The following is a 24,789-nucleotide window of genomic DNA, read 5'->3' on the forward strand; positions in this document are numbered from 1 at the left end:
GCAACAAGCGGGGCAGTTCGTGCTGGCCGCATACCACGGCCTGTGCCCGGTGCCCGGCGGCTCGTATGACTATTGGGCTTACAGCACCGGCTAAATCAGTTGGCCTGCAACAAACAGCGGCGGCTTCCCGGTTACTCGAACACATGTTCCAATTTTATCCGCAGGGTCCGACAGCCGCTGCGACTATCCACAGGCGAAACTAAAGTGACACAAGTTTTCAAGGGTGGGCATGACCCACTCACCGGTGCCTGGACCGGCAGGTGATTAAGTGGTCGAGGTTGGCGAGGGAAGGACAGTCGTGAAGAAACTGACAGCCGTGCTGGGTTCGCTGGCCGGGCTCGCGGTCACGGCCAATGGGTACCAGCCCCTCAGCAAGCGCGGCCTTCTCTCGACGTACGCATTCAGCTTCGGGGTCTTCGCATCGGAGCTGCCCTTGCAGCTGATCGCCGGACAATTTGCGGCGCTGGCCGCGGTAACCCGCAGACTCTCGCCACGGCTGCGCTGGTTCAGCTGGCTGGTGTCCGCGCTGTCGTGGTTGGGACTGCTGGGCCTCAACCGCCTCAGCCACCAGGCCAACCTGCCGCTCGCCGCAGCGCTCGATGCCGGGTTGGGCACCGACCGTCGCACCCAGTCGGCCGACCTCTGGAAGCGGCCGGCGGGCGCGGGCACGGCCAAGAACCCCGGTGTGGTTCGTATGCTCCGGATCTACCGCGACTACGTACACGACACCGACATCAGCTACGGCGATCACGGCGCGCGGAACCACCTCGATATCTGGCGACGGCCGGACCTGGACCGTGACGGACGGGCGCCGGTCCTGTTGCAGGTCCCTGGCGGCGCCTGGATGGTCGGAAGCAAACGCCAACAGGCCTATCCGTTGATGAGCCATCTGGCCGAGCTAGGCTGGGTGTGCGTGGCGATCAACTATCGGCTCAGCCCGCGCTCCACCTGGCCCGACCACATCGTCGACGTCAAGCGTGCGCTGGCCTGGACGAAGCAGCACATCGCCGAGTACGGCGGAGACCCGAATTGGATCGCGATTACCGGCGGATCGGCTGGCGGGCACCTGTCCGCGTTGGCCGCTCTCACCGCGAACGATCCCCAGTTTCAACCGGGCTTCGAGGAGGCCGACACCAGCGTGCGCGCGGCGGTGCCGTTCTACGGTGTCTACGACTTCACCCGGACCGACGATGCGATCCACTCGCTGACGGTGCCCACAATGGCGAAGTACGTGTTCAAACTGGGGCGAGCCGAAATATCTGAAGCGCTTCGCACCGCCTCGCCGATCACGCATGTCTCTGCCGATGCACCACCGTTTTTCGTCCTGCACGGACGCAATGACTCGTTGATCCCGGTCGAACAGGCCCGTGCCTTCACCAAACGGCTCCGCGAAGCCAGCCGCCAGCCGGTTCTGTACGCGGAAATGCCGTTCGCGCAACATGCCTTCGACATCTTCGGGTCGGCCCGCGCCGCCCACGCCGCGGTGGCCGTCGAGCAGTTCCTCGCCGAGATCTATGAACGCACGACGGTGAGCCCTAGCCGGATCGCTCAGTAGCGCGTAGTCCCAGCGAAAGAAGCAGCCGGACATCGGGATTGGCCAGCGACGTCGAGAGCAGCTTCTCGATCCGGCGGACCCGGTACCGCACGGTGTTGGGATGGACGTGCAGCTGCTCCGCCGCGGCAGCGACGTCGCCGAAACTGTCCAAATAGACCCACAGTGTCTGGACCAACGCCGGGTCGCGGGCTTGCAGGTCGCGCACCCGCGGGTCGACGAGCCGCCCGTCGGCCGCGACCATCGTGACGATCTCGTCGAGCAGCACGGTAGTGCGCGCCTCGGCCAACGATGTCACCTCACCGAACGAATCCGGATGACGTTCGGCGCTATCCAGCACCCGATCGACCTCTACGCGCACTGCGGCCAGGCCGGCCAGTCCGGTAACCGGCGCGGCGACGACGGCCCGCAACTGCAGTCCCAGTTCAGTGCGCAACGCGCTGATGGTGCCGCGAATCCAAGAGGTGAGCGACGACCGCTTCGCCGTATTCGGAAGTAGCACATATACCCGCGAACCGCGCGATGCGACCTGCGCATCAGCCCGAAAAGCGTTGGCGCTCAATGCCAGCACATCGGCCAGCCTGGCGTCGCGGTTTTGGGCGTGGAAACCGATCAGCGCGGCGTTGCCGTCGGCCAAGATCCCAAGTTCTCGTGCAACGGTGTCCACATCGACCGATTCGCTGTCGGACAGGCCCAGTAGCTCCTGGGCCCGGAGCGCGTGCGTCGACGGCCTGGCGGCCAGCTGCGACATGACGCGGGCGGCCAGCACGGCGGCTCCGCGCAACATTTCCTCGGCGTCCTCCGCCAACGGTTGGGAGCCCTGCTGCACCCAGATGGTGCCGGCGAAGGCCGGCGCCCGGCGAGCGTCACGCCCCGGCTGGCGAATACCAACCGCGAGGCGGGGCCGCAGACCCAACTCCGGGCGCTCGGCGACCCGGACCACGTCGCCGCCGGCCCGCAGGGCGTTGAAGATTCCCCATTGGCCGATCCACTCCAGATGCTCGGGGGGTCCGGCCCGACCGAGGATCGACAGCCGCCGCAACTCGTCGGCCTCGTCGTTGGATGCCGAATAGGCCAACACATGCGACTGGTCATCCTCGATGCTGACCATGCCGTGGATACGGTCGGCCAGCGACTGTGCCAGGCCGAACAAGTCGGTGCCCGAGTCGTTGCTCGGATCGGCCCGATCGCCGTGGTGCTCGAGGACATGATCGACCAGTCGGTATAACCGCTCCCAGCGGGCCTGCGGATCCACGGCCACCACCGCCGTTCCGGCAGCGACGGCCCGGGCCACCAGGGCGTCGGACGGGTTCTTGGCGAAGATGGCCACTGGCGCGCGATCAGCCGGGCCGGAAGCAAGCGTGTCCAGCCAGTGCTGGCCCTCCTGGTCGGCGACGCCAAGCAGAAAGAACACGTCCGCCGAGTCGGCACCACGGCCCAGGCCCAACCGCACGTCGTCGGAGTCGATCAATGCCGCCGAGGCTACCGGCAGGTCCAGTCCGCGCGGCGCGTCGACAAGGCTCGCCACCGTCTTGTCCAGGGCCAATAGCAGCTGCCCCAGTCCGACACCCGCCTTTCGCATATTGTCCGATCCTACTGGAAATCCACCGTCAAATTAGCCGATCAGCCAAGCATCGGCGGGTCGCCGGCGGTCATCCTGAAGGCATGGACGCGATCACCGATGTTCCCCTGCCCGCAAACGAGCCGATCCACGATTACGCCCCGAATTCGCCCGAACGCACTCGGCTGCAATGCGCGCTAACCGCGCTGGCCGATGAGCCGATCGACCTGCCGCACGTCATCGGCGGCGCGCATCGCATGGGTGCCGGTGAGCGGATCGACGTCGTGCAGCCGCACCGGCACGCGGTGACATTGGGCACGCTGACCAACGCCGATCATGCCGATGCCGCCGCTGCCATCGAAGCGGCAATGGCCGCCAGAGCACACTGGGCGGCAACCCCGTTCGACGAACGTGCCGCGGTCTTTCTGCGCGCGGCCGATCTGCTCGCCGGGCCCTGGCGCGAGACAATCGCGGCCGCGACCATGTTGGGTCAATCGAAAACCGCCTATCAGGCCGAAATCGACGCTCCCTGTGAGCTGGTCGATTTCTGGCGGTTCAATGTCGCCTTCGCACACCAGATTCTGGCGCAGCAGCCGTTGAGCGTACGGGGGGAGTGGAATCGCACCGACTACCGCCCGTTGGACGGCTTCGTCTATGCGATCACGCCGTTCAACTTTTCCGCGATCGCCGGGAATTTGCCCACCGCGCCGGCGCTGATGGGCAACACGGTGCTGTGGAAGCCATCGATCACGCAGACATTCGCCGCATATCTGACCATGCAACTGCTTGAGGCGGCCGGATTGCCACCCGGTGTGATCAACCTGGTCGCTGGTGATGGCTACGCGGTTTCCGATGTGGCGCTGGCGGATCCGCGGCTGGCCGGGATCCACTTCACCGGATCGACGGCGACGTTCCAGGGGTTGTGGCGCGAGGTCGGCGGCAATATCGAGCGCTACCACAGCTACCCGCGCCTCGTCGGAGAGACCGGCGGCAAAGACTTCGTACTCGCCCACAATTCGGCACAACCGGACGTGTTGCGGACCGCGCTGATCCGCGGCGCGTTCGACTACCAGGGGCAGAAGTGCTCGGCGGCCTCGCGAGCATTCATCGCCCACTCCATCTGGCAGCAGATGGGTGACGACTTCCTGGCCGCCGCCGCGGAGCTGCGATTCGGCGACATCACCGACTTCTCCAACTTCGGTGGTGCGCTGATCGACGAGCGTGCCTTCACCAAGAACGTCGACGCGATTGAACGCGCGAAGGGTGCGGCCGGTGTCACGATCGCGGTCGGTGGTGAATACGACGACAGCGAAGGCTATTTCGTGCGCCCAACGGTGCTGCTGTCCGACGACCCGACCGACGAGGCGTTCGCCACCGAGTACTTCGGTCCGGTGCTGTCGGTGTACGTCTATCCCGATGACCAATACGAGCGCATCCTCGACGTCATCGACGCCGGTTCGCGTTACGCGTTGACCGGTGCGGTGATCGCCGACGATCGCGACGCGGTGCTGGCCGCGCAGAACCGTTTGCGGTTCGCGGCCGGCAACTTCTACGTCAACGACAAGCCGACCGGGGCGGTGGTGGGCCGCCAGCCGTTCGGTGGCTCTCGCGGATCGGGGACCAACGACAAGGCCGGTTCCGCATTGAATTTGTTGCGCTGGACGTCGGCGCGCTCCATCAAGGAGACGTTCGTCCCGGCCACCGATCACAACTATCCGCACATGGCGGAGCAGTGATGTCGAGCCTGTTCGCCAAAACGCTGCGTCCGGCGATTCTCGCCGCCGGCCGATCCGACGGGCTGCGGCGCACGGCGGAACGGTTGCCGGTCACCAGCAAGGTGGTGCACCGGTTCGTACCGGGGGCGACGCTTGATCGGGTGTTGGACAGCGTTGCGGCCCTGCGAGATTCGGGCAGACTCGTAAGCATCGACTACCTGGGCGAGGATGTCACCGACATCGACGGCGCGAATGCCACTATGCGTGCCTACCTCCAGCTCCTGACCGCGCTGGGCCGACGGCCGGATGCCAGTCATGACGGTGTGCGTCCGCTGGAGGTGTCGTGCAAGCTTTCGGCGTTGGGTCAGGCACTGGAACGCGACGGCGAGAAGATCGCTTTTGCGAACGCGCACACCATCTGCGAGCGGGCCGAGCAGATCGGTGTGTGGGTGACCGTGGACGCCGAAGACCACACCACCACGGACTCCGCATTGTCGATCGCGGCCGATCTGCAGACTGATTTCCCTTGGCTGGGCGTGGTTTTGCAGGCCTATCTTCGTCGCACACTCGGTGACTGTGCACAGTTCGCCAGATCCGGAATCAGGGTGCGGCTGTGTAAAGGCGCCTACGACGAACCGGCGTCGGTGGCCTACCGGGACGCCGCGGCCGTCACCGACTCGTACTTACGGTGCCTTCGGGTGCTGATGGCAGGCTCGGGCTACCCGATGGTGGCCTCCCACGACCCCGTAGTCATCGGCGCGGTGCCCGCGCTGACGAGTGAAACCGGGCGTGGTCCGGGCGATTTTGAGTACCAGATGCTGTATGGAATCCGCGACGGCGAGCAGTTGAGGCTGGCCGGCGCCGGCAACCGGATGCGGGTGTATGTACCGTTCGGCACCCAGTGGTACGGGTACTTTATGCGTCGGCTAGCGGAACGACCGGCCAATCTGACGTTTTTCATGCGGGCGCTGGCGGACCGCGGTCACTAACCGCCGGGGCTCAGGACGCTTTGGCGTACCTGCGAACCAGATCGTCCTCCCCGAACGTGTCGTTTTGCTGCCGCCCGGTGGCGTCGCTGCCGAAAAAGGTCCACCGCCGTGGACTTGTCTGTGGCCCGCTGATCATCTTGACCGTGTAGCGCACCTGCGTCGGGCGCATCGTGCCGATGACGTCACCGACCCGGATTTGCGACGGATGAATCTCGGGTGCATCCCCCGGGTTTTGCATGGCCGTGCCACCCCATCCTCAACTATGTTGCCGTCTCGCTATCCGCGATCTGCTTCCCTAGCCGAATGGGCAGCACGTGCCGCGTTGGGCATCGCGGTAGCGATGTTGCAGCGCAGCGCAGCGACGTCTACACCCTTACCGTACAGCAAAGGCGGAGCTGATACTGGCGCTCCCTTCATCCGGGCGCCCGCGGAGTGCGGTCACTGACCGCGCCGCGGCCGCGGACGCTCGTTGGCGAACCCCCGGACCAGGTGGGCCCGCACAAAGTCGGCGACGACATCGGGGTTGTCCATGTCCAGCGTCGATGAGGGTGTGCTGAACAGCGAGAACAGTATGCGCGCGAACCATTCGCCGGCAGACTGAATGTCGAGGTCTTTGCGAACCTCGCCGGTGAGCTTGGCCGCGGCGAGGTGGGGAGCGAGGAAGTCCACGCATTCGCTCAGCAGGACGGCGGCATCTTTGGTCAGCAGCAGGCTGATGGCGTCTTCGTCGAAGTACTTCTCGGAGGCGATGACACGCCGTGCCTGGGTGACGAATACTGCTGCACGGCTGAGCTTGTCCTCCAGCGAGCGGCCCCGGTCCATCGCCGTGGACATCTGGCGATAGAACTGCTCGGAAGCGTGCTCGGCGCACGCTTCGACGATGGCGGCCTTGTCGCGAAAGTACTCATAGATCGTGCTGCGGGAGACACCCGCCATCTTGGCGATGTCGACGATGGTGGCCTTCTGCAGTCCTTGCTTGCCAAAACAGGCAAAGGCGGATTCCAGGATGAGCGCGCGGGTATCCGTCGCTTGGGTCAACGCAGAGGCTTGAGTCATCGCAGATGCAGTTCCCTACCTGTCCGTTGCCAGAATCAGGCCGCTGGTGGGCACGCCGGTGCCCGACGTGACGAGTACGTGCTCGACGTTGTCGACTTGGTTGTACGAGGTTCCGCGGATCTGCCGGACGCCCTCGGTGATGCCATTCATCCCGTGGATGTAGGCCTCGCCGAGCAGTCCGCCATTCGTGTTGATCGGCAGTTCCCCACCCAACGACAGCCGATCGACGGTGGCGAAGTCTTTGGCTTCGCCGCGGCCGCAGAATCCGAGTTCCTCGAACTGGGTGAATACGAACGGCGTGAAATGATCGTAGATGAAAGCGGTTTGGATGTCTTGCGGCTTCAGGCCCGAATCGCGCCACAGCCTGTCCGCGACCACGCCCATCTCCGGGAGCCCGGTGATGTCGTCGCGGTAGTAGCTCGTCATCATCTCGCCGTTGTAAGCCGCCCCCTGCGCTGCGGCGGTGAGCACCGCCGGCGGCTGCCGGAGATCCCGGGCGCGTTCGGCGCTGGTGACCACCAGCGCGACCCCGCCATCGCTTTCCTGGCAGCAATCAAGCAGACGCAGAACGGGTTCAATGATCCAGCGCGAATTCTGGTGGTCTTCCAGCGTAATTGGGCGCTGGTAAAACCACGCGTCGGGATTGGTGGCCGCATGTGCGCGGTCGACGACGGCGATGCGGCCGAAGTCCTCGTTGGTGACTCCATAGGCCGACATGTAGCGCTGGGCATGCAGCGCGACCCACGCTGCGGGAGTGAGCAATCCGAAGGGGGCGTAGTGCGCCATGAACAGCGGGGTGTCGGCGTTGGTGCGTCCGCTGCCGCCGAAGCGAAAGCCGGAACGCTCGTTGAACGCGCGCCAGCACACCACGACATCGGCGACACCGCTGGCGACGGCCATCGCCGCATGCACCACGGTGCCCGCCGCCGCCCCGCCGCCGTGCGGCACCCGGCTGAAGAAGCTGAGGTCGCCGATACCGACGTTGCGTGCGACGTCGATCTCGTCGCTGGCGTCCATCGTGAAGGTGACCATGCCGTCGACGTCGCTGGGCGCCAAGCCGGCATCGTCGAGAGCCGCGCTGACCGACTCACACGCCAATTGCAGTTCGCTGCGCCCGGATTCCTTGGAGAACTCGGTCTGCCCGATGCCTACTATCGCGCAGCTGCCAGGCAGCGCGCCGCTCATGCGCCAGCCCCGGCGAGCAGGCTGACAACGGCCGTGCCGGAGACGTGATCGCCAAGGCTGTTGGATGCTCTGAAGGTCACCTCGACGAAGTTCTCACCGTCTGAGCCGTCAATTTTGCCCGTCACGCTGCCGGTGAAACGCAGCGGATCGTCGGGAAAACACGGCACGCCCAAGCGAATCGACAGCTTCGTGACCATCGCTTCGGGCCCTGCCCAGTCGGTGAGGAAACGCACGCAATATCCGTTGGAGGTCAAGATGTTCATGAACAAGTTGGGCGAGCCCTGCTTGTTGGCATAGTCGCGGTCGTGGTGCACTGGCATGAAGTCACGCGATGCGATCGCGCCGGCGACGATCATCGTGGTGGTGATCGGAATCTCCAGCGGGGTCACCTCGTCACCGACCTCGATTTCAGACCACCGCAACGTCGATTTGGGGGGAGTGGCACGAGTTTTGGCTGTCGTCATAGCCGTCCTTCCGGGTATGTGCTGCCGAGGTGAGCCAGCTGCTGGGAAGCCGAGCCCAAGGTGAGTTCGTTCTGTTTGGCCCAGAGAAAGTAGCGGTGCAGGGGATAGGTGATGTCGATCCCAATCCCGCCGTGCACGTGTTGGGTGGTGGCGGCCACTCGGGCGCCGGCCTCGGCGGCCCAGAATTTCGCGATCCGTGCCGCCCGGTCTGCGGGCTGGCCCTCCGCGATCAGCCAGGCCGCGTGCCAGGTGGTCCAGCGGATCGCCTCGACGTCGATGAATCCGTCGGCCATCCGCTGCTGCACCGCCTGGAAGCTGCCGATCGGGCGGCCGAATTGTTCACGTCCGGTGGTGTATTCGGCGGCCATTCGCAAGGCACGGTCAGAGACTCCGAGCTGGATAGCGCACAAACCGACCAGCGCGCGAGTATAGAGCGCACGGACCAGGCTACCGGGACCTTGCAGCAGGTCAGCGGCGGAAACGGTTGCGCCGTCAAGGAATACATCCGCGTGTGGTATGCGAGTAGTGGTCGCCGTCGGCCGGATGCCGACACCGTCGGCGTCGGTCGCCAGCAGGAAGAGGCCCACGGCGCCCTCTGTGCCGTCCTCGATAGAGGCGGGGATCAGCACGGTGTCGGCGAGTTGGGCTGCCGGCACCAACTCCTTGGTGCCGTCCAGCCGCCAATTCGGGCCATCACGACGTGCGGTGGTGGCGGGCTTTGCCGGGTCAGAGCGGCCGGGCTCCTGCAGGCCCGCGGTCAGGATGCGGTTTCCGTCGATGACGCCGGGCAGAAAGCGCCGCTGTTGCTCCGGTGTTCCGTGCCGGGCGATCGGGTCGGCGCCCAGCAGCAGCGTGGGGTAAACAGGCACCGGCGCCACGCTCCACCCGACTTCGGCCAGCAACACCCCGAGTTCAACGAAGCCACCGCCGTTGCCGCCGAACGATTCCGGTAACGCGGTGCCCAGCAGGTCGAGCGAGGCCAGTTCCTTCCACAGCGCGGCGTCGTAGCAAGATTCGTCGGCTTCGAGTTCGGTCAGTCGCTCCGGGGTGGCTCGGCGCTCGAAGAGTTCCCGGGCCAGCTTGCTGATGGTCGCTTGCTCTTCGGTGAACGTGAAGTCCATGGGCGTCACCCGGTCATTCGGCAGCGGCCCGAAATTGGTGAAGCACAAGATCGTTATCGAAAGTCTGGTAGCAGACTTCGACCGGCATCCCAACTGTGACGTCGGTCGGGTCGATATCACACAAGTTCGAAACCAACCGTACGCCTTCGGCGAGCTGCACTAATACGACGATGTAGGGGTAGTCGAAGAACGGAAACCGGGGTTGATGCGGCATCACGTAGCTGTAGACGGTGCCGCGACCCGACGCCTCGATCGCATCCCAGTCCAGAGAGCGACATTTCGGGCACATCGGCTGGGGCGGGTTGCGCAGCGTTCCACAGCCATTGCAGCGCTGGATCAGCAGCTTGTGGTCGCGCAACCCGTTCCAGAAGAACTCGGTGTCCGGGCTGATCGCGGGTGCCAGTCGGGACGCCATCAGCGTTCCGGCCTGAATCGCAGCACCCGGAATCGCTGGCGGCCGAGCACCTCACCGTTCTGATCGGTGTAGGTGATCACCCAGGTGAGGAAGTAGCCGGTGCCCAGCGCGGTCCTCTTCTCGTCGGAGACATCCTCGTACACCGACGTCGCGCTGATGACATCACCCAGCCGGGGATAGCGCTCGATCTCGAATTCCGAATTGGTCGCCACGATGCTGGTGTATCCGGCCTCGTCGAGGAAAGCCGTTGGATTACCGGTGATCTCGACGGGTGAACCACCGCGATCCCCGATTCCTTCGAGTTTCGGTGACGGCATTGTCCAGGTCTGCAGCATGACCGGTGGCGACACGATGCCACCGAACCGGGACTTGGCCGCGAACTCCGGGTCGAGGTAGACGGGATTCATGTCGTCGAGCGCGTACGCCCAGTGTCGGATCATCGGTTGGTTGACCGGATCCGGTGCAACCGAGGGCTTTCCGGTACCGCCGGTTGGTTTGCCGACAAGCGCCCGCAGCCTGCTACGGAGCTCGGCATCTGAATCGCTCACTGAGTTGGTCCTCCTGACTTGTCCGTCGGGCGAAGGTCACGTGGTGCTCGCGGCATACCCAAGCCGGCCATCGCGATGATGTCTCGTTGGATCTCATTGGCGCCACCGCCGAATGTGTTGATCACGGCTATCCGATAGGCGGATTCCAGCGCACCATGTAGCGGTGCGTCGGCGCCACGCCGTAGCCCGTTGTGGTCGAGCACTTCCAGCAGCTGGCGGGCGACCTGCTGGGTCAGCTCGGTGCCGAAAACTTTCGCGGCAGAGGCTTCCCCCATGTTGAGCGCGCCCTTCGTCATTGCCGCGTTCACCCGCGCGTTGACGAGTTTGTACGCGGCGACCTGAGCCTCGACCCGGGCCAGTGCGAGCTGCACCCAGGGCTGGTCGATGACACGGCCGTCGTCGAGCTCGGTGTTGCTGGCCCACTGCAGCGTCTGCTCGAACAACGGCTCGAGCGCGGCGAGATTGCTCAGGGCTGCTCGTTCGAAGTTCAACTGGGTGGTGATCAGCTGCCAGCCGTGGTTTTCACCGGCGACGATCGAACTCGCCGGTACCCGCACATTGTCGTAGAAGGTGTAGAAGGTGGAGATGCCCGGCATGGTGTGCAGCGGCTGCCAGGAAAATCCGGGCGACGAGGTGGGGACGATGAAGATGGAAATGCCCTTGTGCTTCTTGGTGTTTGGATCGGTGCGCGCGGCCAGCCAGATGTAGTCGGCGTACGCGGCACCGCTGGTGAACATCTTCTGGCCGTTAATCACGTACTCGTCCCCGTTGCGGACCGCGGTAGTGCGCAGCGAGGCCAGGTCGCTGCCGGCCTCCGGCTCGGAGTAGCCGATGGCGAACTCGACGCTGCCGTCGAGGATCGCGGGCAGAAACGTCTGCTTTTGTTCCTCGGTGCCAAACTGCATCAGCGTCGGGCCGACCGTGTTGAGGGTCACCAGCGGAATCGGCGCGTTGACCCGTCGCGCCTCTTCGGCGAAGATGAACTGCTCGACCGCTGAGAAACCCTGCCCACCAAATTCTTTCGGCCAACCGACGCCGAGCAGGTTGGCGGCGGCCAGGGCGCGAACGCATTCTCGCACCTCAGGACCGCCCTCTATACGTTCGCGGATGGCGGCGCTGCGTTCGGGCGTCATCACCTGTTCCAGCGTCGCGCGGATCTCGGCGCGCAGCTGCTCTTGCTTGGCGGTGTACTCGAGTTGCATTGCTTAGGCTCCCAGTCGCACCGGCATCCGCTTGACCCCGGGCACCATGGTGGCCCGCATCCTATCGACCTCACCGACCAGCTCGAGTCTGGGGAAGCGGCGCAGCAGCTCCTCGAACATCACCGTCGCCTCCAGACGCGCCAGTTGCGCGCCGACGCATGAATGTTCGCCGCACCCGAACGCGATGTGTGGATTCGGGTGGCGAGTTACCTTGAATTCTTCTGAATCGGAACCGAATACGTCCTCGTCACGGTTCGCCGACCCGTACAGCATCACTACCACGTCGCCCTCGGCGACGCGCTGACCGCGAATCTCCACGTCGACCGTTGCGGTCCGCGCCATATGGACCACCGGGCTGTTCCACCGCAGCATCTCCTCGACAGCGCCCGGGATCAACGCGGGATTCTCGACCAGCAGGCGGCATTGGTCTGGATGCGAGATCAGCGCGAGGGTGCCCAGCGCGATCAGATTACGGGTGGTCTCGTTGCCGGCCACCAGCAGCAGAAACGCGAAGTTGAGCAGGTCTTCGTCGGTCAGCCGGTCCCCGTCGATCGCGGCGCCGGCCAGCACCGACAGCAAGTCGTCGCGCGCCTCGACGCGACGGGCGCCGACCAGCTTTTGGAAATACTCGAAGAGCTGCCCGACAGCCACCAGGGGGTCGAGATCGATCTCCGGGTCCGCGGTTCCGGTGGCCGCATCCGACCAGGCCCGGAACTGCTCCCAGTCGTCCGGCGGTGCGCCGATCAGCTCGGCGATCATCCGGGTCGGCAGCGGAGCGGCGATCTTTTCCGCGAACTCGTGCACGGAGTTCGGTCGCAAGCCATCGAGGATTCCGCGGACGATCTCGCGGATCTTCGGTTCCAGCACGGCAACACGGCGCCGGGTGAACCCCGAATTGATCAGCTTGCGCATCTGTCGGTGCCGCGGCGGATCGGTGAAGATTAGGCTGCCCGGTTGCACCGGGCTCGGCATCGCCGGGTCCGGGATAGTGATGCCCTTGGTCGAGCTGAACACGCCCGGGCTGCTCGACACGAAGCGAATGTCCTCGTAGCGGAGCAGCGCCCAGAACTCGGTGACGTCGTTCCAGCACACCGGCGCCGTCGCACGCAGCTCGCGGTATGCCGGATAGGGATCGCCGGCGTAGAAGTCGGGAGAATGCAGAGGGACCGCCGAACAGAACTTTGCGACCACTGGCCTCCCTCGACACCGCGGTGATCGTACATTTCGATACGATCTGTCCGGTGCTCCCTGTTTACTCTGGCGGGACAACCAATGTCAATATGCTTGCTGTCAAGGTGAAATAGCCGCTCGGCAATGCTGAGCATTGACGACAGTGCTCTGGCAGGTGTACACCAAACGTTGAGCCGCCGGACCGTCCAAAGGAATGCACATGGCTGACCCACGCTCGCTCATCGACACCTACCCGGTCTACATCGACGGCCAGTGGGTCGAACCCGAGAACGGCCGCTACGACGACATCAGTCCGGCCACCGAGGCGGTGATCGCCTCGGCGCCCGACCCGAGTCCCGCTCAGGTCGACAGTGCGATCGCGGCCGCCCGCGCCGCGTTCGACTCGGGACCGGGGACCGACGCCGGACCCGAACAGCGGGCCCGCTGGCTCAACCAGCTCGGCGCGGCGTTGCTCGAGCATGCCGACGAGTTTTTCGCGCTGGCGCAGCTGGAATGGGGCTGCACCGGCAACGAGCGAGCCATCCACGTCGAAGGACCGGCCTTCGCGGCGTTGAACGCCGCGGAACTTGCTGCACATCCGGTCGAGGAGCAGATCGACGCCTTCGGGGCCGCGGGTAAAGCGCTGCTGCGCTACGAGCCACTCGGAGTGGTGTCGATTCTGACGCCATGGAACTTTCCGCACACGCTTAATGTCATGAAACTGTGCGCCGCGCTGGCCGCCGGCAACACCGTCGTGCTCAAGCCTTCGCCACTGACCCCGCTCGCCGGCCTCGCACTGGCCCGAATCATCGACGAGCACACTGACATTCCGCCGGGCGTCGTCAACGTGGTCACCCCCTCCGGTATCGAATCCAGCAGGCTGCTCACCGTCGACCCGCGGATCGACATGGTCAGCTTCACCGGGAGCTCGGCGGTCGGCCGGGAGGTAATGGCCGCGGCCGGCGGCACGATGAAGCGGTTGCTGCTCGAGTGCGGAGGCAAGTCGGCCAGCATCGTGCTCGGCGACATTGCGCTCAGCGACGAGATCTTGGAGCGGATGTTGTTCGAGTCCTGCTCGTTCCACGCCGGACAGGCCTGCATTCTGCACAGCCGGCTGCTGCTTCCCGACTCGATCCACGACGAAGTCGTCGATCGGCTGGTCGAGGCGGCCCGCGCCCTGAAGGTCGGCGACCCCACCGATCCCGAGGTTGAGATGGGCCCATTGATCAGTGCCGCACAGCTGAAACGTGTTCAGGCACACGTGGACCGGGCACTCGACGACGGCGCCAAGGTGGTGACCGGCGGCGGCCGGCCGGCCGGCTTGGATACCGGTTTTTACTTCGAACCGACGATCCTGACCGAGGTGACGCCGGATGCGACGATCGCTCAGGAAGAAGTGTTCGGTCCGGTGCTGTCGGTGCTGCGCTATGGCGACGACGACGACGCGGTGACGATCGCAAACAACTCCCAGTACGGGCTTTCCGGTGCGGTGTGGGGCACCGACGTGGACCGCGCGGTCGCCGTCGCCCGCCGGGTTCGCACCGGGCAGATCGCGGTCAACGGTTTCGGTCCCGGCGGTGCGCCGTTCGGTGGCTTCAACCAGAGCGGGTTCGGCCGGGAAAGCGGCGGAATCATGGGAATTCGTCAGTATATGGAGCCGAAGGCCATGGGACTGCCAGCATGAATCGCACCGACGACGAAGATGCCGGCGGAGTCGGGATTGTGGGGGTACCGCCCGCTTGCGGGGGAGAGTGGCGCACATGACCGGTGCCCTCGACGGGCTTCGTGTCATCGAGATCGCCAACGAGATCTCAGGTCCCTATTGCGGCAAACTGTTCGTCGATCTCGGCGCCGACGTCACGAAAATCGAAGCGCCATCTGGTGATCCGCTGCGCCGATGGGGCCCTTTTCCCGGTGGCGAGCCTGACCCTGATCGCTGCGGTCTGTTCGAGTACCTCAACGCCGGCAAGCACGAGACGGTTCTGGACATTGCGTGTGAAAGCGACGCAGCCGTCGCTCGTCAGCTCATCGGCGACGCCGACGTCCTCATCGACGGGCTGGCTCCCGGAATCCTGGACAAGTCCGGACTCGGAGTCGACGTCTTGCAAGGCATCAATCCAGGCCTTGTCGCCGCGCGCATCTCAAATTTCGGACAGCAGGGCCCGTTCCGCGCCACTGTCGCCACGTCGCTGACGCTGCAGGCGGCATCGGGCTGGGTCACGGCGCGCGATCCCGACCGCCCTCCCGTCCAGGCGGGCGCCCGGATCGCCGAATACGTCGCGGGCGGCTACGCCGCCCTGGGCGCGTTGACGGCGCTGCGGATCGCATCCAGAAGTCGGGTGACCGACGTCGACGTCTCGGTGTTCGAGGCGCTGCTGTCCACGCTGCCCTACCCGATGCTGATGGCCGAACGGATGCGCACACTTGGCCTGCAGTCCAATACGCGCTCGGCCCCCATGCTGGGTGTCGTCAAGGCGGGTGACGGCTGGGTCGGGATCAACTGCCTGACCGGGCAGCACTGGCTCGACGTGTGCGCCATGCTCGAACTGCCGGAGTTCGGTGAGCAGCAGTTCGCCGTTCAGATGGGCGGTCCGGAGCGTGCCGAATTCTTCGCGGCGGCCCAACCCTGGTTGAGCGACCGAACGGTCGCCGAGATTGTCGAACTGAGTCAGGCACTGCGTATTCCGGCAGCGCCGGTGGCAGACGGAGCCACCGCGCTGGAATGTCCTCAGTACGTCAAGCGGGGATTCTTCGTCGACGCCGGGGGACAGGGTTGGTCTTTTCGGCGTCCCGGGCCGCCGTTTCGCCTCTCGAGGACACCGGCGACGTCCCGACCCGGGACGCGCAGTGAGCGATCCCGCGGACCCCGGCCGGTCGGCCAGATCGCCAATCCGTCGATGCCATTCGCCGGAACGAAAGTCCTTGACCTGACCACCTTCTGGGCGGGTGGATACCTCACCTGTTACCTCGGCGCCTTTGGTGCCGACGTGGTCAAGGTCGAGTCGATCCAGCGGCCCGACGGTTTTCGCTATACGGCCTCGTTTCCGTACGAGGGCGATGACTGGTACGAGCGCAGTGCACTGTGGCAGGCCACCAATCTCAACAAGCGTGATATCACCCTGGACTTGACCTCGCCGGCCGGCCGCGAACTCGCACGCCGGCTAGCCGCGCAAGCCGACGTCGTCGTGGAGAACTTCTCGCCGCGGGTGGTAGAGCAGTTCGGGCTGGACTACCAATCGCTGGCAGCGCTGCGCCCAGACGTAATCATGGTCCGCATGCCAGGATTCGGCCTCGACGGCCCGTGGCGGGACTACGTGGGCTGGGCGCTGAACATCGAACAGGTTTCCGGCATGTCGGCAGTGACCGGCTACGCCGAAGGTCCGCCGTGCAACGTGCAGGGTCCCCCCGATCCGATCGTCGGGGTGCACGCGGGCGTGGCGCTGCTCGCCGCGCTTGAGCACCGCCGCCGCACCGGCGAGGGCCAGCTGATCGAGGTCGCGCAGATCGAAGTCGGCGCCGCCGTCACTGCCGAACCGGTGATCGAGTATTCGATGAACGGGATCGTCCGGGCGCGCGAGGGTAATCGGCAGCGCGGCTTCTGCCAAGGTGTCTACCCGACCGACAGCGACGACGCGTGGGTGGCGCTGTCGGTATGCGACGACGACGACTGGTCTCGGCTGGTCGACGCGATGGGTCGGCCTGGGCAGCTCGAGGATGATCGCTTGGCGACGGCCGATCGCCGCGCGGCACACCATGACGTATTCGATCATGTCGTCGCCGCTTGGACGCGGGCACAGTCACCCGCCAATATCGTTGCAGCTCTTCGGGAGCGCGATATTCCGGTTGCGGAGGTGATCACGCCTGAGCGGATGTATGACGTGCCGCAGCTCGATGCGCGCGGGTACTACGAGGATTTCGAGCATGCCATCACCGGCCGGCACCGCTATCCGGGGTGGCCGTTTCGCATCACCCCCGGTCCCGTTCGCCACCACCGGTTCGCCCCGCCGACGCTCGGCCAACACAACGACGAGATCCTCAGTGGCCTGGGACTGTCCCGCGATGAGCTAGCCGCTCTGCGCCGCGACCGCATCATCGGCCAACAGGTGGCGAACGCCTGAGCTGACGGAGAGGCGAACGGCCTACCAAGTAGGGACCAATTCCTCCTGACTGACGACCGATCAGCACGTTAGCGTCACCGACATCAGGGCGCTTGCGTGACTTGGGACTCGAAGGAGAGAAGCAGCAAAATGGAGAGTTCTGCAACGGATCTGGGCATTGTGGTCGGTGTCGATGGGTCGTCGTCGTCGAAGAGTGCTGTTCGGTGGGCCGCGCACGAGGCAAGAATGCGCAATGTGCCGCTCACCCTCGTCCACATTGTCGTCACGCCGTCTTGGGGTCCGGCGCCGTGGCTGCTGTCCGAGGCGCCGCGACCCGTCCCCGCCGAAGAGGACTCAGCGCTGGAAGAGGAAGGGCAGAAAATCATTGCCGAGGCGATCAGGATCGCCAAAGACAGCACCCAAGACGACACCCTTACTGAAATCAAGAGCGAACTGTACTTTTCGGTGCCGGTGTCCGTGCTTGTCAACCTGTCCAAGCAAGCACAAATGGCGGTGGTGGGATGTCGCGGGCAGAACACTTTGAGCCGCGTTCTGCTCGGATCGGTCAGCAACGGCTTGCTCCATCACGCGCACTGCCCAGTAGCGGTGATCCACGATGCGGCTTCGTCCCAGACGAGGCCGTCGAATCTTCCCGTCGTGGTTGGTGTCGACGGATCGCCGGCATCGGAATTGGCCACCGAGATCGCGTTCGACGAGGCATCACGACGAGGTGTGGACTTGGTCGCCCTGCACGCCTACAGAGATGCGGACCTGCCAAAGGTTTTGAATGTGCAATGGTCGGGCGAGCACCCGATTCCACCGCAAGCGTTGGCGGACCGTCTGAGCGGTTGGCTGCAACGCTATCCGGACGTCACCATTCATCCCCGGATCGTGTGCGACAACCCGGCCCGTCATCTGCTCGACGAGTCCGAGTCGGCTCAGCTCGTCGTCGTTGGCAGCCGCGGCCGAGGCGGATTCGCCGGAATGCTGTTGGGGTCGGTCAGCACGGCAGTGGCCCATGCGGCAAACGTTCCGGTCATCGTGGCCCGCCGGGGTTAGGGCCTTCTGGCCCTGCCCCGAGGCGGATTCCAGCGGGCATGCTTAAGCAAGCCAGATGTTGAGCAGAGGTGCGAGAAATGAGTGCAGACTTCCCGGACAACAAGTCCATTCGGACAGCACTGACGATGGCCGTTCGAGCACCGTCGGTGCACAACACCCAGCCGTGGTTGTGGCGGGTGGCCGAGAACAGCGTGCATTTGCACGCCAATCCGAGTTTGCAATTACCCAGCACCGATCCGGACAGCCGGGACTTGATGATCAGTTGCGGGATCGCGCTGAATCACTGCGTCGTTGCTTTCGCAGCCCTGGGCTGGCTGGCTAAGGCCCACCGTTTTCCCAATCCCGCGGACGGCAGCCGCCTCGCGACGATAGAACTGGTGCCATATCCGGCCACCGAAGTCGATATTGCACTGGCTGCGGCGATTCTGCGGCGCCGCACCGATCGGCGGCGTTACAGTGCACGGCCCGTCTCGGCCGCGGACATCTCGTTGATGGGTGCCCGCGCCGCCCGCGCAGGTGTGATGCTGCGCAATGTCGAATCGCTCACCCGTTTGAGCGAGCTGGTGTCTGAGGCCGCTTTCCGGCATGCCAACAGCTTTGACTATCTCAGCGAATTGTCCATGTGGAGTGGGCGATACGCCGCTCAAGCTGGTGTCCTAGCGCGCAGCGCACCGCGACTCGATTCGGCGTCGGCAATTCCCCGCCGGGCCTTCGCCGGTCCCGCGCTGACTGAACCACCGGGAACTTCGCCGGCCGACGAGGACGCCGTGGTGTTGGCACTCGGCACCCGAGATGACGACGACGTGGCCCGGCTCCGTGCGGGGGAGGCCACCGGCGCCGTGTTGCTGACGGCGACCGCGTTAGGGCTTGCGAGCTGCCCGATCACGGAGCCGTTGGAAATCAGAGAGATTCGTGACGAGGTAGGTGCTGACGTTTTCGGCGCCAGCGGATACGCGCAGATGCTGTTGAGGATAGGTTGGGCGCCGGTCAACGCTGAGCCGTTGCCTGCGACGCCGCGTCGCCCGCTGTCGGATGTCGTTACCTGGCCAGATCGCACTGAGGATTAGCGCAGTCACCGACTCAGGCCAGCGGTGCCGACCAGTGCAACGCGGTGCCCCCGCCATCTGCATCACCTACGTTGAACAATCCGCCGGCTTCGCGGGCACGATGTCGCAGGTTGGCCAGACCGCTTTCGGCGACGCGGCCGGTGATGCCGCGGCCGTTGTCGATGACGTCGATACAGAGTTCGTCTTCAACCCTGACGTTAATCGACACCTCGGTTGCCTCGGCGTGCCGGACCGCGTTGCTGAGTGCCTCGCGCACAACGGCTTCTGCATGATCGGCCAAGCCGGCATCGACGACCGACAGGGGTCCGGTGTATTGGACGGTGGTACGGACGCCTGAGTCGGCGAATTGGGTGATCACTGCATCGAGGCGCTGCCGCAATTGGGTGGTATCGGAGACTCCACCGTGCAGGTCGAAGATCGCGACGCGAATCTCCTGGATGGTCGCCTGAAGATCATCGACGACACTCGAAAGGCGTTGTTGAACTTCGGGATTACGCGAACGCGGTATCGTGCCCTGCAAGGCCAGGCCGGCCGCAAAGAGTCGCTGGATTACGTGATCGTGCAGGTCACGCGCGATGCGATCCCGGTCGGTCAGAACGTCGAGTTCGCGCATCCGGCGTTGCGCGGTGGCCGACTGCCAGGCCAACGCGGCTTGGTCGGCAAACGCGGCGGTCATGTCGAGTTGTTCCTCGGTGAATAGGGCTGACCCGCTATCACGCAGTACCACGACGACTCCGGCGATGGCGTCAGCGGCCCGCAGCGGCAGTACAAGCGCGGGTCCGGTGGCAGCGACGCCGTCGAGCGCCATGACGTCGACCCGCTGCGGCTCGCGCTCGGCATAGGCCGCACCGATCACCGGGTCGGTCAGTGGAATGGCCTTGCCGGCGATGGCAGCGACCGCCTGGCCCACGGTTTCGGCCACCAGCAGCTCCGTCACGGTATCGCCGGCCATCGGGTCCTCGACCGGGATGCCAACAATGGCCGCGTCGGCGCCGGTCAGCTTGAGCGATTCTTCCGCGACGCGACGAAAGACGGTCGCCGGTTCGGCGCCGGACAACAGGTCGGTCGCGATGTCCCGTGTGGATTCGATCCACGACTGGCGCGCCTTGGCTTGTTGGTAAAGCCGGGCATTGGAGATCGCCGTGCCTGCGGCGGCGGCCAGGGCCTGCACCAGCACCTCGTCATCTTCGCTGAACGGTTGTTCGTGAGCTTTTTCGGAAAGGTAGAGGTTGCCGAACACCTCGTCTCGGATCCGAATCGGCACACCCAAGAAGGTCCGCATCGGCGGATGGTTCGGTGGAAAGCCCGCGGACGCGGGGTGGTCGGCGATGTTGTTCAGGCGAACGGGTCGGGGGTCGTCGATGAGCAGGCCCAGCACACCCTTGCCTTCCGGCAGATGTCCCACCCGCCGGATGGTTTCGTCATCGAAGCCTTCGTGGACGAACCTGACCATTCGCTTGGCGTCGTCGTGCACTCCAAGAGCGCCGTACCGGGCGTCGACGAGGCGGGTGGCCATGTGCACGATGGAGCGCAGGGTGTCTTCGAGTTCCAGTCCGGAGCTGACGGCCAGCATCGCCTCGACGAGACCGTCAAGCCGATCGCGGGTTTCTACGATCTGTTCGACGCGATCCTGCACCTCGGCCAGCAGTTCCCGCAGCCGCAGCTGAGACAACGGACTGCGCGGCGGGACCGCCCTATCGCTCGGTTCCACCGGTGTGTTCCGGTTGGTTGAGCTTGGAAGCGAATACCGCTGCCTGGGTCCGACGCTGCATCCCGAGCTTGGCGAGTAACCGGGAGACGTAGTTCTTCACGGTTTTCTCGGCCAAGAACATTCGGTCCGCAATCTGTCTGTTGGTCAAACCTTCCGCCAACAAATCGAGCAGCACTCGCTCCTGCTGTGTGAGTCCCGACAACGGGTCGCGTCGCTCGGCGTCGCCGCGAAGTTTCGCCATCAGCGCCGCTGCGGCGCGGTTGTCGAGCAACGAGTGCCCGGCGCCAACGTCTTTGATCGCTCGAGCCAGCTCCATGCCCTTGATGTCTTTCACGACATATCCGCTGGCGCCGGCAAGGATGGCGTCGAGCATGGCCTGATCTGAGCTGTAGGAGGTGAGGATCAGGCAACGCAGATCCGGCATGCGGGACAGCAGATCGCGGCACAGTTCGATTCCGTTGCCGTCGGGCAGCCGCACATCCAGCACAGCGACGTCGGGCCGCAAGACCGGAATCCGCGCCTGTGCTTCGCCAACCGATCCTGCCTCGCCGATCACCTCGAGGTCTGGGTCTGCGCTCAGCAGGTCGATCAGGCCCCGCCGCACCACTTCGTGGTCGTCGACCAAGAAGACCTTGATCATGCCGCTAACGATAGGCGGACCTGGACCGTCTGGGCTCATAACCAGCACTGTCGATCGCTGATCAGCAGGCTGCAGCGGGTGGCGTCCAACGCCGCTCGGCCGGTGGGCCCCAAGAGGTCGTCGGCCCGTCCAGGGTCCAACACGACCAGCTGCACCGGCTCGGAGTTTCGGTGCAGATAGTCGAGATAGTTGACGACGCTACCGGGGAAGGTTGTGGACTCGATATCGACGTCCGGATGGTTGCGCCTCCAGGCAGCGAGGTGACGGTCGAGTTGTGCCGCAACACCGTTCCGATCGGCCCTCGTGCCGGTATTTAGCACGCGCAGCGGCGCGCGGCGAAGCGCGGCTTCCGACACCGCGAGCTCCATGACGGCCCTGCCGAAGGGTGATCCATTCACGACCGCGAGAACCCAACCGTCAGAGGCCGGGCCGGCGCTGGTCGGCACGATCGCGACCGGGCAATGGGCAGATCTGGCCAACGCCGCCGCGGTGGAACCGGTGCGGCCCTTCACCGCGTGTTTCAATCCGGCTGAGCCGACGCAGAGCATCGTCGCCGAGCGCGACGCCTCCGTCAACGCGGTGATCGCAGGGCAGTGCACAATATCGGCTTCTATCTTCACCGGCTTCCCGGTCGCCTCGATTGCGGTAAATGCCTGGTGGACAACGCGCTCGGCGGTGGCCAGTTCCGAAGTCCCGTCGCCGGCATCGCTGTCGAGCGAATCGATTGCGTACACCAACTGCAGTACAACGTCACCGTCCACTGCCTCGTCGATGGCCCACAGCGCCGCTTGCATGGCCGGTCGCGAGCCGTCGAAGCCGATGACCACCGATGGCGATGGCGAGTACGGATCAGGCATCGCGAGCCCCATCACCCTTGTACGTCGAAGACGTCGTCCACCGGCCTGCGCGGACTGGCCGGGGGCACGCTTTCGATGGCCGGCGCGACGCCTACACGGATCAACACCTGCGGCACGCGGTCGAAACCCATTAAGGCCGTGACCAGCTCACGCGTAGTCCGGAGTTCGGTGATGTGGGTGAGCGTGCAGGTGGCGAAGCCGGCCCTGGTGCATTCCAGTAAGACTGCGGAAAGGGCCTCACCGCATGCCAACGCGTCGGCCGGGTCGTCGCCCTCGGTGGACATCAGCAGGATCTTCGCGTGGTCTTCCGGAATCTCGGGTCGGCGTTCACCATGGCGGGTCACCGGGAAGAGTCGACCCACATCCACCCGGTCGCCCTCTGCGGCCGAAACCAGGGAACTGTACGGGATTCCGTCGGATGACCGGAATGGCCCTGTCCACCAACCGACTTCGGTATGGTAAGCGGAGTCGTACAGCCGTAATGACGCGCTGAGTTGCGATGCCTCTACCAGTTGCGGACGCAGGTCGTCGGGCAGCGCGTCCAGTCGGACGACAGCCGTGTCGATTGCGTTTCGCAGCAGGGGCTCAATAGCCTCCCAATCCGTCGGTGCGCAGAAGGGCAGACGGTCGCTGCGGCGCATCAGGATCGCGTCGGCACGACGACGATCGCCTTCACTCACATGGTCCATCGGCGTGAACGTGAGGGAGGCCAGATGGTTCGGGTCGCTTGGATCAGGGAACCGGTGGAGGTGCGTTCGCCATCCACCCGCGGCCATCGCCACTTTCAGGTGGTGCAGAACAGCACCGCATCCGATAAGCGCTTCTCGGCGCGAGTGGTCATAGATCATCACCCGGGTCGGGTCGAGGAACAATTGCAGTGCGCCATCGCCCGACATCCACCGCCAAGGTTGGCTGTTGTGCAGTGACGGAGCTCGGCAGGCCAGACTCACTGCATCTTTGATGATTTCGTTTTGCACCGTCGCGGTGGGCATCTCGGCCTCCTGGTTATCCTGCTGTCAAGGTTCGTCCAACGACACCGCCACCGGGAGGGCCATTGGTCCTTGATCCGGGTGCCTTCCGGCCATGTCTCGTTATTGCGAAGTGTTGTTGCGCCCGCCGCCGTCGTCGACCAGGCAGCGGATATCCTGCTCCCACTGAGCGTCCCGCATGCGATTCGCGTGGGCTCCCACGACCCCCGCCACTAGTGCGGCGGCTGAGGCCACGATCAACCACTCTGCAACTGCCACGGTCACTGCGTCCATGTCTGCGGCTGCTATCGGAGTTGGCTGATCTACACGATTGCCGTTGTCATCGACCCAGATCTGCAGCGGCTCACCGGCTTTAAGGGCGTGATCCCAGACAACCGCATCGGCATGATCAATTCCGTTGAACTGCCATCGTGCATGCAGCGTCGCGGCTGTTGGATGGGGCGAAAGTGCTGGGTTGCTGTCGTCGACGGCTCTGGCAACCACGAGATGTCGTGTTCGATTCTGTGCAAGATAGGTCTGCATCCCGGTGTTGTGGATCATGATGCCGATCACCACTGCGCTAGCGCCGGCGATGACAACCAGTAGAACGGCGAGCGTTGCGACCGCTGTTTCGACGCGGTCGCTGATCCGGATGAGCGGGTTGCGACTGAAGGTCCGAACAAAACTCTGCATAGCGACCAGCGTCGCAATTCAGACGTCGCGTGCTTAGGGTCCAACGTCCACTCGTGACAGGCCTTACGGCTCCTGTCCATGGGGCGGCCGGCTAATAGCGTCGTCGACGTCGACGTCGGATCAGGAGCGCGCGATGACTAACACAGATTCACCAGGACCGGTTGTCGTTGGTATCGATGGCTCGGACGCAGCGATTGGAGCTGCCCGATGGGCCGCCAAAGACGCCGTCCACCAAGATGTAGCGCTTCGGCTTGTTTACGTCATCGAGACCACCGACGGGCCGAGCGCATCGAGGAGTGACTATCCGGCCGACGACCAATACGCCGAGAGGTCCTTGCATGCTGCGCGTTGGGCGGTGGAAGCGACTGGTCTGCCGGTGCAGATCGACACCGCAGTGGTATGCGGCGACGTTGACTCTGCGCTGATCGATGAATCGAACAATGCCACGCTGATCTGCGTCGGATCGCTGGGGATCGGTCGGGTGGCCAGCATGGTGCTCGGCTCTACGGCGGCAACGCTGGCCGAGTATGCGCGCTGCCCTGTGGCTATCATTCGATGCACCGAAGGCGGACCGCTGCCAGAGACCGGTTTGATCGCGGTGGCCGTCGACGACCAACCCGGCAACGACGAGGTTGTGCAGCGGGCGATGGAGGAAGCCCGGGCGCGCCGAGCTCCGGTGCTCGCGCTGCGCATCGGGCGGTGGGTGAAGTTCGAGATCG

23 protein-coding genes are annotated in these 24,789 nt (G+C 64.8%); 8 read left to right on the forward strand and 15 right to left on the reverse strand.

All coding sequences use genetic code 11. From position 1 onward, the window contains the following. The first annotated feature begins 298 nt into the window (after positions 1-298). Entirely contained in the window at positions 299-1,555 is a 1,257-nt protein-coding gene (locus VNW74_RS19675) for an alpha/beta hydrolase (RefSeq protein ID WP_325679846.1), read from the forward strand. Here VNW74_RS19675 and VNW74_RS19680 read toward each other — a convergent pair. Next, the gene (locus tag VNW74_RS19680; protein ID WP_325679848.1) at positions 1,536-3,134 is read right to left on the reverse strand and encodes a PucR family transcriptional regulator; all 1,599 of its coding nucleotides are present in this window, start codon (positions 3,132-3,134) and stop codon (positions 1,536-1,538) included. The two genes, VNW74_RS19675 and VNW74_RS19680, sit on opposite strands and share 20 nt — an antisense overlap. Before the next feature lie 83 nt (positions 3,135-3,217). On the opposite strand from VNW74_RS19680, the gene pruA reads away from it, so the two are divergent. Continuing rightward, the gene (gene pruA / locus VNW74_RS19685) at positions 3,218-4,849 is read left to right on the forward strand and encodes an L-glutamate gamma-semialdehyde dehydrogenase (RefSeq protein WP_325679850.1); all 1,632 of its coding nucleotides are present in this window, start codon (positions 3,218-3,220) and stop codon (positions 4,847-4,849) included. Further along, a complete protein-coding gene (locus VNW74_RS19690) occupies positions 4,849-5,817 on the forward strand; it encodes a proline dehydrogenase family protein (protein WP_325679852.1) in 969 nt (322 codons plus the stop codon). Before pruA ends, VNW74_RS19690 begins: the two co-directional genes overlap by 1 nt. A gap of 10 nt (positions 5,818-5,827) precedes the next feature. Here the strand turns inward: VNW74_RS19690 and VNW74_RS19695 are convergent, their stop codons facing one another. The 9 genes from VNW74_RS19695 to VNW74_RS19735 all read right to left on the reverse strand — a co-directional run bounded on the left by VNW74_RS19695 (position 5,828) and on the right by VNW74_RS19735 (position 12,969). Next, on the reverse strand, positions 5,828-6,055 hold the full coding sequence (locus VNW74_RS19695; RefSeq protein ID WP_325679854.1) for a hypothetical protein: 228 nt from the start codon (positions 6,053-6,055) through the stop codon (positions 5,828-5,830). A gap of 200 nt (positions 6,056-6,255) precedes the next feature. Next, the gene (locus tag VNW74_RS19700) at positions 6,256-6,873 is read right to left on the reverse strand and encodes a TetR/AcrR family transcriptional regulator (RefSeq protein ID WP_325679856.1); all 618 of its coding nucleotides are present in this window, start codon (positions 6,871-6,873) and stop codon (positions 6,256-6,258) included. Between the two features lie 15 nt (positions 6,874-6,888). Continuing rightward, the gene (locus VNW74_RS19705) at positions 6,889-8,058 is read right to left on the reverse strand and encodes a lipid-transfer protein (RefSeq protein ID WP_325679858.1); all 1,170 of its coding nucleotides are present in this window, start codon (positions 8,056-8,058) and stop codon (positions 6,889-6,891) included. After that, complete coding sequence (locus VNW74_RS19710; protein ID WP_325679860.1) at positions 8,055-8,522, reverse strand: MaoC family dehydratase; 468 nt, start codon at positions 8,520-8,522, stop codon at positions 8,055-8,057. Before VNW74_RS19710 ends, VNW74_RS19705 begins: the two co-directional genes overlap by 4 nt. After that, positions 8,519-9,643, reverse strand: a complete 1,125-nt coding sequence (locus VNW74_RS19715) for an acyl-CoA dehydrogenase family protein (protein ID WP_325679862.1) — start codon at positions 9,641-9,643, stop codon at positions 8,519-8,521. The genes VNW74_RS19710 and VNW74_RS19715 overlap by 4 nt, the downstream gene beginning before the upstream one ends. A 13-nt stretch (positions 9,644-9,656) precedes the next feature. Then, positions 9,657-10,058: a Zn-ribbon domain-containing OB-fold protein gene (locus VNW74_RS19720; RefSeq protein WP_325679864.1), complete on the reverse strand. Its 402-nt coding sequence runs from the start codon at positions 10,056-10,058 to the stop codon at positions 9,657-9,659. Then, positions 10,058-10,498, reverse strand: coding sequence for an FAS1-like dehydratase domain-containing protein (locus tag VNW74_RS19725; RefSeq protein ID WP_414686727.1), 441 nt, complete (start codon positions 10,496-10,498; stop codon positions 10,058-10,060). Before VNW74_RS19725 ends, VNW74_RS19720 begins: the two co-directional genes overlap by 1 nt. A 104-nt stretch (positions 10,499-10,602) precedes the next feature. Continuing rightward, positions 10,603-11,808 (reverse strand): acyl-CoA dehydrogenase family protein, encoded by a 1,206-nt coding sequence (locus VNW74_RS19730; protein ID WP_325679867.1) that lies wholly within the window; start codon positions 11,806-11,808, stop codon positions 10,603-10,605. A 3-nt stretch (positions 11,809-11,811) separates the two neighbouring features. Beyond that, a complete protein-coding gene (locus tag VNW74_RS19735; protein ID WP_325679889.1) occupies positions 11,812-12,969 on the reverse strand; it encodes a cytochrome P450 in 1,158 nt (385 codons plus the stop codon). A gap of 229 nt (positions 12,970-13,198) precedes the next feature. Between VNW74_RS19735 and VNW74_RS19740 the strand changes: the two genes are divergently transcribed. From VNW74_RS19740 to VNW74_RS19755, 4 genes are all read left to right on the forward strand, one after another. Next, positions 13,199-14,662 (forward strand): aldehyde dehydrogenase family protein, encoded by a 1,464-nt coding sequence (locus VNW74_RS19740; protein WP_325679869.1) that lies wholly within the window; start codon positions 13,199-13,201, stop codon positions 14,660-14,662. Positions 14,663-14,738: 76 nt separating this feature from the next. Then, positions 14,739-17,096 carry a CoA transferase gene (locus VNW74_RS19745; RefSeq protein ID WP_325679871.1) on the forward strand — a complete coding sequence of 786 codons (2,358 nt, stop codon included), beginning with the start codon at positions 14,739-14,741 and terminating at the stop codon, positions 17,094-17,096. 129 nt (positions 17,097-17,225) lie between these two features. Next, complete coding sequence (locus tag VNW74_RS19750) at positions 17,226-18,134, forward strand: universal stress protein (RefSeq protein ID WP_325679873.1); 909 nt, start codon at positions 17,226-17,228, stop codon at positions 18,132-18,134. Positions 18,135-18,211: 77 nt separating this feature from the next. Beyond that, on the forward strand, positions 18,212-19,201 hold the full coding sequence (locus VNW74_RS19755; protein ID WP_325679875.1) for an Acg family FMN-binding oxidoreductase: 990 nt from the start codon (positions 18,212-18,214) through the stop codon (positions 19,199-19,201). A gap of 13 nt (positions 19,202-19,214) precedes the next feature. Here the strand turns inward: VNW74_RS19755 and VNW74_RS19760 are convergent, their stop codons facing one another. The 5 genes from VNW74_RS19760 to VNW74_RS19780 form a co-directional block, all read right to left on the reverse strand. Continuing rightward, the gene (locus VNW74_RS19760; protein WP_325679877.1) at positions 19,215-20,912 is read right to left on the reverse strand and encodes a GAF domain-containing sensor histidine kinase; all 1,698 of its coding nucleotides are present in this window, start codon (positions 20,910-20,912) and stop codon (positions 19,215-19,217) included. Beyond that, a complete protein-coding gene (dosR, locus tag VNW74_RS19765; RefSeq protein WP_325679879.1) occupies positions 20,896-21,552 on the reverse strand; it encodes a hypoxia response regulator transcription factor DosR/DevR in 657 nt (218 codons plus the stop codon). Before dosR ends, VNW74_RS19760 begins: the two co-directional genes overlap by 17 nt. Before the next feature lie 35 nt (positions 21,553-21,587). Further along, positions 21,588-22,409, reverse strand: a complete 822-nt coding sequence (locus VNW74_RS19770; protein WP_325679881.1) for a universal stress protein — start codon at positions 22,407-22,409, stop codon at positions 21,588-21,590. An 11-nt stretch (positions 22,410-22,420) separates the two neighbouring features. Then, on the reverse strand, positions 22,421-23,401 hold the full coding sequence (locus VNW74_RS19775) for an Acg family FMN-binding oxidoreductase (RefSeq protein WP_325679883.1): 981 nt from the start codon (positions 23,399-23,401) through the stop codon (positions 22,421-22,423). Positions 23,402-23,500: 99 nt separating this feature from the next. Then, positions 23,501-23,953 carry a hypothetical protein gene (locus tag VNW74_RS19780; protein WP_325679885.1) on the reverse strand — a complete coding sequence of 151 codons (453 nt, stop codon included), beginning with the start codon at positions 23,951-23,953 and terminating at the stop codon, positions 23,501-23,503. 250 nt (positions 23,954-24,203) lie between these two features. Between VNW74_RS19780 and VNW74_RS19785 the strand changes: the two genes are divergently transcribed. After that, positions 24,204-24,789: universal stress protein (locus VNW74_RS19785; RefSeq protein WP_325679887.1), on the forward strand; the 586-nt coding region annotated here is incomplete at its 3' end.

Source organism: Mycobacterium sp. (assembly GCF_035570115.1).
Taxonomy (GTDB): domain Bacteria; phylum Actinomycetota; class Actinomycetes; order Mycobacteriales; family Mycobacteriaceae; genus Mycobacterium.